At 67.8% G+C, this 12,362-nt stretch carries 11 protein-coding genes and 9 pseudogenes; 9 read left to right on the plus strand and 11 right to left on the minus strand.

Annotated elements, in window-relative coordinates:
* A partial coding sequence (locus AB0H53_RS28615) for a hypothetical protein (protein ID WP_362119430.1) occupies positions 1-375 on the minus strand: 375 nt, incomplete at its 3' end.
* 63 nt (positions 376-438) lie between these two features.
* Here AB0H53_RS28615 and AB0H53_RS28620 point away from each other — a divergent pair.
* Entirely contained in the window at positions 439-852 is a 414-nt protein-coding gene (locus AB0H53_RS28620; RefSeq protein ID WP_362119433.1) for a MerR family transcriptional regulator, read from the plus strand.
* A 17-nt stretch (positions 853-869) separates the two neighbouring features.
* Here AB0H53_RS28620 and AB0H53_RS28625 read toward each other — a convergent pair.
* From AB0H53_RS28625 to AB0H53_RS28640, 4 genes and pseudogenes are all read right to left on the minus strand, one after another.
* Positions 870-1,664: pseudogene (locus AB0H53_RS28625) on the minus strand (IS5 family transposase).
* A gap of 2 nt (positions 1,665-1,666) precedes the next feature.
* Positions 1,667-2,222, minus strand: a pseudogene (locus AB0H53_RS28630) (transposase); the annotation flags it as partial.
* A gap of 90 nt (positions 2,223-2,312) precedes the next feature.
* Positions 2,313-2,888, minus strand: coding sequence for an N-acetyltransferase (locus AB0H53_RS28635; protein ID WP_362119436.1), 576 nt, complete (start codon positions 2,886-2,888; stop codon positions 2,313-2,315).
* Positions 2,889-2,953: 65 nt separating this feature from the next.
* A pseudogene (locus AB0H53_RS28640) lies at positions 2,954-3,126 on the minus strand (IS5/IS1182 family transposase); the annotation flags it as partial.
* A 39-nt stretch (positions 3,127-3,165) separates the two neighbouring features.
* On the opposite strand from AB0H53_RS28640, the gene AB0H53_RS28645 reads away from it, so the two are divergent.
* Positions 3,166-3,375, plus strand: a complete 210-nt coding sequence (locus tag AB0H53_RS28645) for a hypothetical protein (protein ID WP_362119438.1) — start codon at positions 3,166-3,168, stop codon at positions 3,373-3,375.
* Positions 3,376-3,404: 29 nt separating this feature from the next.
* Positions 3,405-4,505, plus strand: coding sequence for an ABC transporter substrate-binding protein (locus AB0H53_RS28650; RefSeq protein ID WP_362119440.1), 1,101 nt, complete (start codon positions 3,405-3,407; stop codon positions 4,503-4,505).
* A 67-nt stretch (positions 4,506-4,572) separates the two neighbouring features.
* On the opposite strand, the gene AB0H53_RS28655 is transcribed toward AB0H53_RS28650, so the two are convergent.
* Positions 4,573-4,848 (minus strand): hypothetical protein, encoded by a 276-nt coding sequence (locus tag AB0H53_RS28655; protein ID WP_362119458.1) that lies wholly within the window; start codon positions 4,846-4,848, stop codon positions 4,573-4,575.
* 50 nt (positions 4,849-4,898) lie between these two features.
* On the opposite strand from AB0H53_RS28655, the pseudogene AB0H53_RS28660 reads away from it, so the two are divergent.
* Positions 4,899-5,114 (plus strand): annotated as a pseudogene (locus AB0H53_RS28660) (nuclear transport factor 2 family protein); the annotation flags it as partial.
* 23 nt (positions 5,115-5,137) lie between these two features.
* Here AB0H53_RS28660 and AB0H53_RS28665 read toward each other — a convergent pair.
* Positions 5,138-5,813 (minus strand): annotated as a pseudogene (locus AB0H53_RS28665) (IS5 family transposase); the annotation flags it as partial.
* Positions 5,814-6,111: 298 nt separating this feature from the next.
* On the opposite strand from AB0H53_RS28665, the gene AB0H53_RS28670 reads away from it, so the two are divergent.
* Positions 6,112-7,026 (plus strand): YihY/virulence factor BrkB family protein, encoded by a 915-nt coding sequence (locus AB0H53_RS28670; RefSeq protein ID WP_362119443.1) that lies wholly within the window; start codon positions 6,112-6,114, stop codon positions 7,024-7,026.
* A gap of 410 nt (positions 7,027-7,436) precedes the next feature.
* Positions 7,437-7,994 (plus strand): VanZ family protein, encoded by a 558-nt coding sequence (locus AB0H53_RS28675; protein WP_362119446.1) that lies wholly within the window; start codon positions 7,437-7,439, stop codon positions 7,992-7,994.
* 174 nt (positions 7,995-8,168) lie between these two features.
* On the opposite strand, the gene AB0H53_RS28680 is transcribed toward AB0H53_RS28675, so the two are convergent.
* The gene (locus AB0H53_RS28680; protein ID WP_362119449.1) at positions 8,169-8,387 is read right to left on the minus strand and encodes an STAS domain-containing protein; all 219 of its coding nucleotides are present in this window, start codon (positions 8,385-8,387) and stop codon (positions 8,169-8,171) included.
* A gap of 216 nt (positions 8,388-8,603) precedes the next feature.
* Between AB0H53_RS28680 and AB0H53_RS28685 the strand changes: the two are divergent.
* Both AB0H53_RS28685 and AB0H53_RS28690 read left to right on the plus strand, forming a co-directional pair.
* Positions 8,604-8,729, plus strand: a pseudogene (locus tag AB0H53_RS28685) (pyridine nucleotide-disulfide oxidoreductase); the annotation flags it as partial.
* 305 nt (positions 8,730-9,034) lie between these two features.
* A pseudogene (locus tag AB0H53_RS28690) lies at positions 9,035-9,489 on the plus strand (transposase); the annotation flags it as partial.
* Between the two features lie 142 nt (positions 9,490-9,631).
* Here the strand turns inward: AB0H53_RS28690 and AB0H53_RS28695 are convergent.
* Together AB0H53_RS28695 and AB0H53_RS28700 are read right to left on the minus strand one after the other, a co-directional pair.
* Entirely contained in the window at positions 9,632-10,258 is a 627-nt protein-coding gene (locus AB0H53_RS28695) for a hypothetical protein (protein WP_362119452.1), read from the minus strand.
* A 331-nt stretch (positions 10,259-10,589) separates the two neighbouring features.
* Positions 10,590-10,748 carry a hypothetical protein gene (locus AB0H53_RS28700; protein ID WP_362119455.1) on the minus strand — a complete coding sequence of 53 codons (159 nt, stop codon included), beginning with the start codon at positions 10,746-10,748 and terminating at the stop codon, positions 10,590-10,592.
* A 238-nt stretch (positions 10,749-10,986) separates the two neighbouring features.
* Between AB0H53_RS28700 and AB0H53_RS28705 the strand changes: the two are divergent.
* Positions 10,987-11,132, plus strand: a pseudogene (locus tag AB0H53_RS28705) (IS5/IS1182 family transposase); the annotation flags it as partial.
* A 55-nt stretch (positions 11,133-11,187) separates the two neighbouring features.
* Here the strand turns inward: AB0H53_RS28705 and AB0H53_RS28710 are convergent.
* A pseudogene (locus AB0H53_RS28710) lies at positions 11,188-12,167 on the minus strand (IS481 family transposase).
* Between the last annotated feature and the right edge of the window lie 195 nt (positions 12,168-12,362).

Here is a 12,362-nt window from a genome sequence, read left to right on the forward strand (position 1 = left end):
CTCGGCGACCGTGTCGACGTGCGCAACCACAGCGACAATCTCGGTCAGCGACCGATCCCGCTCGATATCGGGGACCCGGTCGTCGATCGCCGCGCTGGGGATCGACGCGACGTGGTGAACGTAGTGGTCGCGTGCGGTGGCGGTGGTCCACAGCGATTGGAGGAACAGCGTCGGTTCTGTCGGTGAGTGAAGCACCGAGAACTGAATCAGCCCATCAGACCAGGGCATCACCTCCAGTGCGCCGCGAGCGGCTTTGTCCGCCTCTGCCGCGGTGGGCAACCGCCACCAGCTGTCAATTCGGGCTTTGGCATCGTCATGGTGAGCGACAACGTCCGTCGGACGCATCGCTCGGCCTTGGTTCTGCTGATCGTTCATGCTTCCACTCTGGGTGTTGAACATTTGTTGAAGGCAAGGCCTTGGTGGTGGGAGAGTGACGACATGGCAGACACCAGGAATCCGACCGATGCGCCGCCAACCGTTGGTCCACCCGATGCTGGTTTGACCGTTGGCGACGTCGCTCGGGAGTCAGGGGTTGCCACTTCGGCAGTGCGCTTCTACGAGCGGTACGGCGTGATCCAGGCGGGACGAACCAGCGTCAACCACCGAGTTTTTGATCAATCGGCGGCGTGTCGGATCAAGGTGGCCAAGTTGGCCCAGGGTGTCGGCTTGACCGTTCGTGAGATCGCGGAACTGCTCGCCGACCTGTCCCCTGATCCCCAGCCTGACGACTGGGCCGGGATCGCTTGCGCATTGATGGACGAGGCTGAGCGTCGAGTGGCCGCACTGCGCGGCTACCTGACGGAGATCGCCTCTGCCAGCAAGCTCTGCGAGGGTGTCGACCGGATGAGCTAGGAGTTGTCGTAAAAGTGTCACGCCCACATCAGGAGCGAGGCGAGTGTGACGGCTGCTTGGTAGGACTCGGCGGTCTTGTCGTACCGGGTGGCGATCCCGCGCCACTGCTTCAGGCGATTGAAGCACCGTTCCACGACGTTGCGCCGCTTGTAGACCTGCTTGTCGAAGGCCGGCGGGCGGCCGCCCTGGCTGCCACGCCGGGCCCGGTTGCCGACCTGGTCGCCCCTCTCCGGAATGGTGTGCGGGGTGTTCCGGCGCCGCAGCCAGGTGCGGATCGCCTCGGAGCTGTAGCCCTTGTCGCCGATGACATGGCCGGGCCGTACCCGCGGCCGCCCCCAGGCGGGGTACCCGTATCGCCTCCATCACGGCGGTGAACTGGGTGCAGTCGTTGGTATTGCCGCCCGTGACCACGAAAGCCAGGGGGCGGCCCAGGCCGTCGCAGGCCAGATGAATCTTGCTGGTCAGCCCGCCTCTGGAGCGTCCGAGCGCCGGGTAGCGGTGCCCCCTTTTCGGGCGCCGGCCGCGTGTTGGTGGGCCCGAACGATGCTGGAGTCGACCGACACCAGCCAGTCGATGTCCCCGGCCGCGTCCGCCCGGGCCTGCGCGGTCTGCAGCATCCGGTCGAACGTGCCGTCCACCGCCCAGCGACGGAAGCGGGTGTGCAGCGTCGCCCAGGATCCGTACCGCTCGGGCACATCGCGCCGGGCCACCCCGGCCCGGAACTTCCACACGATCCCGTTGAGCATCGTCCGGTCGTCCAGCCGTTGCCGCCCCATCGACGTCCGGGGCAGCAACGGCCGCACGAAGTCCAACTGGCTGCTGTCTCGGCCTCGATCCGCTCTTCCTTGTCGACCAGGCGGCCGTAGCTCATCGCCTTGTCCTTGGAGGCGTTGGCCTGAAGTATCGTGCCGTCCAGGGCGACGCGCCCATCTTGGCCATGCCGAGCTTTTGCGTGAGGTGCAGCGACCGGGTGAACAGGTCGGCGACCGCGTTCAGGTGGCGGCGGAACCGTGAGATCGAGCGGAAGGCCGGGGCTGGTCGGCGGCCAGGAACCGAACGCGACGTCGTCGGTGCACTTGCGCTCGATCGCCCGCGAGGAGCGGACGCCGGTGGTGTAGCCGTAGATCAGCATCCACACCATCAGCCGGGGATCGCGGGGTGGGTAGCCGCGCTTGTGGGTGTAGCCCGCCAGCACCGGCGAGAGGTCGAGCACCTCGTCGACGAACCGGGCGAGGTGGCTCGGGCAGCCAGTCGTCCAGCGACGGCGGCAGTAACAGGGCCTGGTGCGGGTGGAAGGCTCGAAACGTCTTGTCCACCGCTGCCGGACGGCCCCCAGACCGCTTCTTCCCGACCGGCTCAACCTCGCACAGTCCATGCCCACCACGTATATCGTGATCATCTCGTATGAAAGATCGCGAAGCGTCAGCGGGTCGCCGCCGGGCCTTCGTAAGTGGCAGCGGTCAGCCTTGTTGGCGGAAGTCCAGCATGTAGAAGACCTTGTCGTAGCGGTGTTCGCCGACGGCGACGAAGTCGGTGAGACGGCCGTATTCGGTGAAGCCCAGCGACTGGTAGAGGTGCAGGGCATTGGTGTTGTCGCCACGGGCGTCCAGGGTGAGGACCTCGATACCCGCCTCCCGGGCGTCAGCGATCAAGGCAGCGGTCAGCGCCCGACCGACGCCACGACCATGGGCAGCAGCATCTACCGCGATCTTCTCCAGATCGGCGTGTGGCCGATGGGTCGGTCGGGCGTAGCGGAGCCAGTACCCCAACCCGACAAGCCGACGGTCGAGGTAAGCGGCACGCAGGCCCGCATCCCCGGCCTGCACCGCAGAGACGACGTCGCCGAGAAGTTCCGCCACCTCATCCCGCGAGGGTGGTTCGACCCAGCCCAGCGCGGCGCCTCCACTGACCAGGTCCGCCAGGATCTGGTGGGCCGACTCCGCGAACCGGACCTCCAGCTCCGGATCGGAAGTCAGCTCCATGGCGTCAAGGATGGCGGGCGCAGTGGTCACACCGCTGGTCATGGCCGAATTCATGGCCAGCAGCCTAGGCCAGCCTCAAGGTCCAGCCGCGACCCCTCGCTCCAGCTCACGTTCTTGCCAAGCACGTAAACGATGCCCCGCAGGGCCGCGCGATCATCCGCGGGCAGACGGGATACCGATGCCGCCGCGGCGGTCGAGGCGGCAGCAGCGGAGCGATACGTTCCCACAGGTCATCAGGCACAAGATCATCCGACACCCGCAACACTCTGCCGTCGCCATGCCTGACCGCCAACCCCCTGCGGCGAACTCATTCTGAAACGATCAGTAAGGCATGTCTCAGAAGCGACCTTCTGAGGTGCAGGCCCTCGTTGGTGCCGATGCCGATGAAGCTTGGCAGGTCGGCGGGCCAATAATCGGTTGCCCATTGGCGATGGTGGTGGATCCAATGACCGGCGTGATCACCCGGGCGTGCCCGCCGCGGCGAGACGTGATGAACGAGAACCGTTGGCCCCGGCCGGTGCGCGATCCGGGCGGATTGTGACCGCATCGTCCCAGGGGAGAGGCCACCCGATGAACACACCACCATCACCGTCCGGAGCGGAGTCGTCCGTCCGTCTGGGCGCTCTCGTCCCGCTGACGCGGCCCGGCTGGGTCGAGGCGGGTCGACACCTGCTCGCAGGACTCGACCTGGCCGTCCGCGAGGTCAACGACGCCGGCGGGATCGCCGGCAGACCACTGGAGTTGGTGGTCCGGGACACCGCGGCCGACCCGGAGAGGGCTGCGGCGGCCGTGGACGAACTGGCCGCCCTGGGCGTGGCTGCCGTGGCGGGCGAGTACCACAGCGTCGTCGCCCGAGCCGCCGCCGCCCGGGCCGACGCCCTCGGCGTGCCGTTCCTCTGCTCGTCCGGAGTGCTCGACGCGCTCACCGAGAAGCCGACGCAGTGGGTCGCGCGCCTGGCCCCGGCCCAGACCCACGGCTGGCGGATCTACGCGGACTTCCTCCTCGGCGCGGGCCGGCGTCGGATCGCCGTGGCGACCCAGCCGAGCGTCTACTGGGCGTCCGGGACCCGCATCCTGCGGGACCACCTCGCTTCCCGCGGCGGCACCGTCATCGAACTCGACACGAACGCACTCACCCCCGAGGCCCTGTGCGACGCGCTCGTCGACCACGCTGCGACGGCGCTCCTCCTGCTGGTCGGCCATCCGGAGCCAGCGGTGCCGATCGTCAGGGCTGTTCGGGGCGACCGGCGGCTCGCGGAGATCCTGATCGGCGCTCCGGCCGGACAACCGGAGTTCGCCGAATGGGCCGCGGTGCTGGGCGAGGACGGCGCCGGGATCCCGTTCCTGCGCTACCTGCCCGAGCGCCTCGGCCCGCTCGGCGAACGCGTCGGGAAGGAGCTCCGCGAGCGGCTGGGCGAAGCGCCCTCCTTCGTCGCCTTCGAGGGCTGGGACACCGTCGCCGTCCTCGCCGACGTGCTGCGTTCCCACGGGACGGACCGGGCGGCCATCGCCGAGTCATGGCCGCGCGTAGCGGTCGAGGGCACCCGCGGACCGATCCGGTTCTCCCGCACGCCGGGCATCAGCGTTTGGCAATGGGCTTGGACCGCAATCCAAGTCGTTGATCGGGACCCGGCGGAACCCGACCGCTTTCGGATCCTCCAGGCCGGCTGAGAAGTCGGCCCAGCGCTTCGCGGCGAGGCCGGCTCACAGCCGGCCTCGCCGTTGGACGGCTCTCCTGCTACTTGGTCGACTGTGGAGACGTAGATAGTGCCCTTGTTCCAGAACGGCCACGCGCCGACACCCAGGTTCTTGTCCACCTCTTCGGATATTCGGCGACTGTCGTCATCGCACCGTTCTTGGGATCGAACTCCACCAGCTTCGGCTTCTTCGTGGCCTCGGTGACGTACACCAGTAGTCGCTCACTGCCGGTTTCCCTCAGCGGAAAGTACTGAATCGGGTCCGACGCCGGCGCCTTCCACAACTCCTTGCCTGTGTCCAGATCGTAGGCGACCAGCGTGCGCGCCTCACCCTCGTCCCCTCGCTCACTAGTCCCGAGGAGGAAGGGTCATGAACGAAGGAGGCGACGAGACGGTCTCCTTCGAGTCGACCCGCACCCCGGTCTTCCTGAGCCCGTCGATGGCCGTGGTGTTCACCGACTCGACCATGACTGCCGGCGAGGAGAAGCGGCAATTGCGGTACGCCGACATCCTCGTACGGCGAGGGGGAACCTGGGCCTTCCAGACGATGGTCCAGAGCGGCTGGGGCGATGCCCTGAGCTGACCGCCCGACGGGGGTTCGGAGCAGGGCGGGCGCCCGCCTTGGTGGCCGCGCCGCAGACGGTGGCCGATCTGGTCCGACGGCTGTGGGATGACCGCGCGGATCTGCCGGCGGCGCAGATGGGCGCGGATCACGCGGGATGAGTAGGCGCGGTCGGCCAGGAACGTGGTGGGGCGGGTGCGAGGTCGGCCGGGGCCGGTTCTCGGCACCCGGATGCGGGCCATGACCGTCTCGAGCGCGGGCGCGTCACCGACCTGACCTGCTGTGACGGCGATAGGCAGGGGGCCCGCATGGCCGTCTGGCCCCAGGTGGATCTTGGTGCTCAGCCCGCCGCGGGAGGGTCCGAGCACGTGGTCGGCCGGCTCGCTGCGGTCTTCGGCCCCCTGTCGAGTGCTGCGGCGGCGTACTGGTGGGCCCTAACGACGGTGGGGTCGACCGACACGGTCCAGCCGATGTCGTCGACGGCGTCCGCTGCCGCGAGGACGGCGCCGAGGATCTTCTCCCATGTGCTGTCGACGGCCCACCTGATCAGGCGGTCGGGAGCGAACCGAGCTCGCCGAGGAGGTCCCGCCAGGGCGAGTTGATGCGGTACTTCCACGCGATGGCCTCAAGCGCACGGCGGTGGTCGGCCCACCGGCGTCCGCGAACCGGATCGGCCGGCATCAGCGGCTCCAGCCGGTCCCACATCGCATCAGTGATCATCCGATCAACTGATGAGCCCACCAAAGAGACACGCTCTAGCCGCGCCGCCGAGATAAGCGCGCCAAAGCCGCCAGCTGTTGATCTCGAAGCCCTGAAAAGGTGAGGGAGTTGGCTGTCCGGCGGAGTAGCGGATAGGTTCTGCGGCACGAACAGATGCGGGTACGCCGGTATCTCCAGGCAGATCGCGCATCGATGGGAGGGGCGTGCCGACCGGGGTGACGTACGAACGGCTCGTCGGGGAATCCTGCCGTCAAGAGCCGGAGGACGGCACATGGCCCGAGGGGGAGGTGCCCGCCTGATGAGCAGCTCGCCCGCACCTGCGCTCAAGCCGGGCGGTGCCGACCGCTTTCCGCTGCCCCCGACGTATGCGCGCGACCTGCCGGGCTGGCAACACATCGTCACCGCTCTGCGGCGGACCCCCGCCTCGGTGTGGAACGACAACGTGACCGACTTCGCTGCCGCACTCACCTATTACGCGGTGCTCGCGCTCTTCCCGACGCTCCTCGTCACGCTCTCACTGCTGGGAATCGTCGGCGCCTCGACGACCGACAACCTGATCGGTAACGTGATCGCCGTCGTACCGGCCGAGTCCCGCCCGGTCATGCGGAGCACGTTGCAGGGCATGGCGGAGCAGCACACAGCCGCATGGACGCTGGCCGTCTTCGGCACGATCGGCGCCCTGTGGTCCGCCTCCAGCTATCTCGGGGTGTTCCGTCGAGCCCTGCACGTCATGCATGGCATCGAGGACCTGCGCCCGGCGTGGAGGACGGCACCACGGCTGGTGATGACAGCCTTGGTGCTGCTGATGCTTCTGGTTTCCAGTGCCCTGGTGCTCATCCTGACCGGCGAGGCGGCCCACACCGTCGGTCGGCTCGTGGGCATGGGCAGCATGGCCGGCACCGCATGGAGCGCGCTGAAATGGCCGCTCCTGCTGTGCTTGGTCGCCATCTTGGTACTGGTGCTGTTCCGCTCGGGCCCGGCCGGGACACGCGGGGTGCGGCAGAGGCTTCTGGGAGACGCTTTGGCCGTGGCCCTGTGGCTCGTCGCCTCCGCGAGCTTCGCCCTCTACGTCTCGCACGTCGGCACTTACAACCGGCTGTACGGATCGCTCGCCGGCATCATCGTCTTCCTGGTGTGGCTGTGGCTGTCCAACCTGGCCCTCCTCACTGGCGCCCAATTCAACTCCGAACTGGCAAAACTCCGCCGTCGGTGACCAACAGGGCATAAGCTGCCCAACCCTCCCCGATCGGCCATCCACTCGATTCCCTCCCGAACAGGCATCCCCCCAGACAAAGCGACGACCAGTACGCCAGGCACCGTAGCCAGTGCCAGTGACAACCGCTGCCGTCGCATCACGCCGCATGTCACAGGAGACCCGCGTCGGCAGTCGTGAGGTTGGAAAAGGCTGAGGGCATGACACACTCAACCGATCCGTCGGCGACCAGTGCCCGCCCCAGTCGCTGAGGAGCCTGACGACGCGCTGCTGCGCCGCATGCTCACCCAACTGCCTCCGCACGGACATCTTCGGACCGGAATGGACCCCGCGTAGCGCCTGCCGCTTCACGACGCGGGTATCGGAACGTTCAAGCAAACCAATGTGGCTAGGAGCTCCTAATGGCCCGGATGGCCCTACGTGACAAGACCGCGACGGAACCCGGGGACCGGGTTCCCGGAAAACCTCCCCTGTCTGTGCTCGGCCGGGTACTGGCCATGCTGCTGGCCTTCGCGGCGATGGTGGGATTCGCAGTGGTGCTGGCCCGGCTGACGCTGGAACCGTCGGCGGCATCCGTGCCGTTGACGCACAGCAATCTGCGCCCTGGTGACTCCATCCGTTCCTATCTCGCCCAGCCCGCGTCCCTTGACACGGTCAAGCAGCTCGGCGGCAATATCGTGATGGGCATGCCGTTCGGTGTGCTGCTGCCGGTGCTGGTGCCCCGAACGCGAGGGCTGGTCCGGGTAGCGGTGGTCACCGCTCTCGTGATGCTCCTCGTGGAACTCGTCCAAGGCGCCCTCATCATCGGGCGTACCTTCGACATCGATGACGTTCTGCTCAACACCACAGGTGCTCTTCTGGGTTACCTGCTGATCGGCCTCCGGTTGGGCCGCGCAGTGCATCCCCGGCGCCGCCACTGGTGGCACCGATCCACCAAGCACCCGGTGACTGCTACGGATCCGTCATAACTCCGGTTTCGTTGTCCACGTCCAACCCGAACAGCGTGTTGCCCTCTGTGCGGCCCGCCAGCAACGTCGCCAGCAGGCACGCACTGGGGCAGAGTCGTCACCATGACGGGGCCTGCCAACGAGTCGTCACATGAGCGGCGGGAGCGCTGGTCGTCGCACAAGAGCCCGGCGACGTCAGTTGCTGAGGGCGTCGTGGAGGGTTTCGCGACAGTCGATGACGGCGTCGACGCCGACGACCTGCAGGGTGCGCATCACGGATTCGGTCGATGAGACCAGGCGCAGCCAGCCGCCGGCCTCGCCGAGGGCGCGGTAGGCGGCGATCAAGATGTTGATGCCGCTGGAGTCCATGAACGTGACCTGGCTCAGGTCGACGACGATGCGGGGCTGGGGCACGTCGGAGGCGTCAAGGGCCTGACGGAGTGTGTCGCCGGTGTGGTGGTCGACTCTCCTGCCAGGGTCACCACGTGGATGCCGTCGCTGGAGGTGGAGACGACCGACAGCTGCCCGTATTGCGCAGCGTGTTCGGCGTCTGTCATCTCTCGCTCAGCCATGCCGGTGATCCTGGCACACCCAGATCCTCGGACGCAGCAGTTGCCCTGCGTGAGACATGACATCGGCGGCCGCGCCCTGTTCGACGTCGCCGCCGCCCGCCGCCGCGCCCTCGAAGAAGGCCGCAGCGACACCCGGGGCATCGACTCGCTCTGCGACATCGTCGCCGTTCCGCCTCTCGACGCCTTGGTCACCCCGACGGCCGTGCGGTGGCCGGCGACCTCACCCTCACCCCCGCCCGCCACCCCGCTGCCGGAACCAGCCTGGCCTCCGTGTTGCACGTCGAACCGGACCCGGCCATCGACCCCGACCGGGTCGGCAACTCGTGCACGCCATCCCCGTCGACACCCCCGGCAGCGATCCGGCCACCGGCCAGCTGACCTCCGGCGTGCTCACCGCGGCCGCCCCCGACGGCTACCGGGCGCGCACATCGGCCGAACCGCCCGCGAGCGGGCCCGGCTGGAGCGCGTCGTGGCTCTCGAAAGCGACCTGGCCGTCGCCGAGCAGCTGTTGGGCAGGACATCAGGCTCAGACTCCTCCTCGCCGTGCTGGTCACCGCGGCTAGCGTGCAAGATTCCACGCCGGCACTCGCCTCCCGGGCCAGATCGCCGCCGAGCGCCCCGACATCCGCAGGGTGTGGGTCGACGGCGGCTACCGCCAGCACCTCGTCGAACATGCCGCCACCCTCGGCATCAACTTGGAAATCGCCACCCGCAAGCCCGGTACCAGGGGATTCACCCCGATCCCGAAGCGGTGGGCGGTCGAGCGGACCTGCGGCTGGCTGCTGCTCCACCGGCACCTGTCCCGCGACTACGTAACCCTGTCCACCCGCTCCGAAGCTCTGGTCAACCTCGCGATGACCGACCTCATGGCCCGCCGCCTCACCGCGGGAACACCATCTCTGGCACGACCCGAAAACCATGACGAACAGCTGATCCCGGGATGAAACACGGGATGAAACACGGGAGGGAACGACCTCTAACGCCTGCACTGTCTGCGTAATCCGCACATCACCTTGTCGCACTCAGGTCCGTGCCCCGGCCCAATGGGGTCGGGGCACGGACCTGGGCCCTCACCTGGTGGTCCGTTCAGCAGGGGAGCGTGGTCTTGCCGGCAGCTCCGGTGACGCCGGCGGTGCCGTCCGCGGTGAACGTGGCGGCGGTGCCGTTGCCGCCGGGCTTGCCCGGGCACACCTGGCTGGCCGCGCCGCCGGCGCCGCCGGCCCCGCCCGTGTGGCCGCCGCCGGCCTTGGAGGCGCCGCCGTTGCCGCCCTTGCCACCGGCGATGCCGGCACCGGCGTTGCCGGCGCCCCCTACTCCGCCCTTGCCTCCTGTGCCGCCGAGGGTTGCACCGCCGCCGGCGCCCCCGCTGCCGCCGTTGCCGCTGGCACCGCCGGCTCCTCCGGCCCCTCCGGCACCTCCGGTGCTTGCACTGCCGTCACCGTTCCCGCCGGCGCCGCCACTGCCGCCATTGCCGTTGAAGCCGGCGGCACCACCGACGCCGCCGAAGCCACCGACGCCGCCGTTGGTCCCGACGCCGTTGGCGCCATTGGCGCCGGGGAGGCCGAGGAGGCTGTAGTTGGCGAGGTTCTGGGCACTGCCCGTCCGGGCCTGGGCCGAAGCGGAAGCGAGCGAGGGGGTCGCGGCCAGACCGACGACAGCGACCGCAGCGATCAGGATGGTCCGGGGAATGGCGGTGGTGCGCATGATGCGCATGGGGTACGCCTTTCGATTTGCGCAGTCGAAAAATGTTTTCCGACTGACACTTCATCACCTTACATGGGAGTAACCAACCCAACAAGCCACATACTGATCAAATGTCTCAAAGTAACTATATTAGCAAAAGTTAGGCTTGAAATCTTCAAATCCGGTAATTAATGTATTCCGCCCTGAATAGCTCCAGGGCAGCAGCGTGGATGGTAGCCATGACGGGGTCGCCACTCGCCGAGACCCCCGGCCTCCTGGCGCCTGTCTCCGACGTCGGCATCACAGGGCTGTCCCACCCCGGCTTCGCCCGAAGAACCCCTGCTCATCGCGGGTGTCCAGTTCAGCGTTCGCCGGTGACTGGTCGGGTCGCCCGGACTTCGACCGCGACCCGGTCCACGGCATCGACATCGCCGGCGTCGACCGCCAGCACGTAGTCGAACGCGAGCTGTACCTGCGCCGGGGTCAGCTGCGCACAGTTCGTCGACGTGTTCTCGGGCACCGGAGTCTCCCGTCGTACGGCCACCGCGTGGGTTACGGCGACTCCTCCAGCAGGGTGAAGCCGCGGGCCTGTCGACAAAGGCCAGAGAGTTTTCCCCCGCACCACCGGAAAGGACGAATGTGAGAAGCAGGTTTGTTGGCAAGGGACAGCGGGGGCTGCCGCGAGCAAATCCAACCCGACCTGGGCAGGACGGACCGTTCGGCCACCGGCCCGCGCCCGGCGAGGATGACGACACTGGCGCGGCCGGCTCGGCGGCCGTCCACCCGGCCCTCGACCACGAGACCTACAAACAGCGGAACACCGTCGAACGGTGCATCAACAAGCTCAAGCAGTGGCGGGGGCCTGGCCACTCGCTACGACAAACGGGCCGCCCGATACCCAAGCCCATGGTCACCCTCGCCTGCCTCCGACTTTGACTCCATGACGTTTCGGACACGACCTAGGTGTATTGACCCGGAGCGTTGTTGACGCGGCTGATAGGTGGCTTGCCGCCGAGTGCGGTGTGGCAGCGGTGGTGGTTGTAGGTGTGGAGGAAGTCTGCCAGGGCTTGTGTCCGCTCCATGTTTGAGGTGTAGGGCTTCAGATAGGCCCATTCATCGAGGAGGGTGCGGTTGAAGCGTTCGACCTTGCCGTTGGTCTGGGGCCGGTAGGGCCGGATCTTCTTGTGGACGATGCCGGCCGTGGTGAGGTTCTGGGTGAAGAGCCTGGACTTGTAGCAGGAGCCGTTGTCGGTCAGCACGCGTTCGACGGTGATGCCGTGAGCCTGGAAGAACGCGTTCGCGCGCTGCCAGAAGCCGATGGCGGTGTGCTGGCGTTCGTCGGTCAGGACCTCGCTGTAGGCCAGGCGGGAGTGGTCGTCCACGGCGGAGTGGATGTAGCTGTAGCCGATCACCGGCTTGCAGCTCCTGCGCTCGGTCGTGGTGGCCTGACGGTTGCGGTCACCAGCCGTCCTGCCGACGGTGCGCCACCCGCCGCCGTCTGGGATGGTGCCGAGTTTCTTGATGTCGACGTGGACCAGTTCGCCGGGCCTGGCCTTCTCGTAGCGGCGGATCGGCTCGCCGGTGGGCCGGTCGAGCCAGGCCAGGCGGTTCAGGCCGTGGCGGACCAGGATCCGGTGCACGGTCGAGGCGGGAAGGCCCAGGATCGGGCCGATCCGGGCCGGACCGAGTTTGCGGTCGGTCCGCAGCCGGCAGGCCCGTGCCTCAACAGCGGCGGACGTCCGGTGTGGGGTCGTGCGGGGCCGGCTGGAACGGTCGGCGAGCCCCGCATCACCCTCGGTCCGCCAACCACCCATTTGTGGGCCGTGGGACGGGATATGCCCATCTCCGCGGCGACATGCGCGACGGGTCGGCCCGCGAGGACACGTTCGACCAGGATCCGCCTGCCGTGAATGGTCAGACGGGCATTACGGTGGGACACGAAGACCTCCGTGTGCGGTGAAGCCTAGACACCTCCACCACACCGGAGGTCTTCGCCATGATCAAGACCTGGCACCGTTAACAACGCTCGTGATCAATACACCTAGGTTCTGTCTCCTTGGTCAGTGCCGTGTCCAGATCAGGATGGCGGCGAGGTGGAGTGCGGCCTGGTAGGCGATGGCGAGTTTGTCGGTTC

The sequence above is a fragment of the Streptomyces sp. NPDC050856 genome (genome assembly GCF_040653855.1).
GTDB lineage: Bacteria > Actinomycetota > Actinomycetes > Streptomycetales > Streptomycetaceae > Streptomyces.

What these genes read in the sequence shown, in the direction of transcription:
- AB0H53_RS28650 (WP_362119440.1), top strand. Translation starts at nt 3,405, where the DNA reads ATGAACACACCACCATCACCGTCCGGAGCGGAGTCGTCCGTCCGTCTG.
- AB0H53_RS28675 (WP_362119446.1), top strand. Translation starts at nt 7,437, where the DNA reads ATGGCCCTACGTGACAAGACCGCGACGGAACCCGGGGACCGGGTTCCC.
- AB0H53_RS28635 (WP_362119436.1), bottom strand. Translation starts at nt 2,888, where the DNA reads ATGAATTCGGCCATGACCAGCGGTGTGACCACTGCGCCCGCCATCCTT.
- AB0H53_RS28695 (WP_362119452.1), bottom strand. Translation starts at nt 10,258, where the DNA reads ATGCGCATCATGCGCACCACCGCCATTCCCCGGACCATCCTGATCGCT.
- AB0H53_RS28670 (WP_362119443.1), top strand. Translation starts at nt 6,112, where the DNA reads ATGAGCAGCTCGCCCGCACCTGCGCTCAAGCCGGGCGGTGCCGACCGC.
- AB0H53_RS28645 (WP_362119438.1), top strand. Translation starts at nt 3,166, where the DNA reads ATGTCTCAGAAGCGACCTTCTGAGGTGCAGGCCCTCGTTGGTGCCGAT.
- AB0H53_RS28620 (WP_362119433.1), top strand. Translation starts at nt 439, where the DNA reads ATGGCAGACACCAGGAATCCGACCGATGCGCCGCCAACCGTTGGTCCA.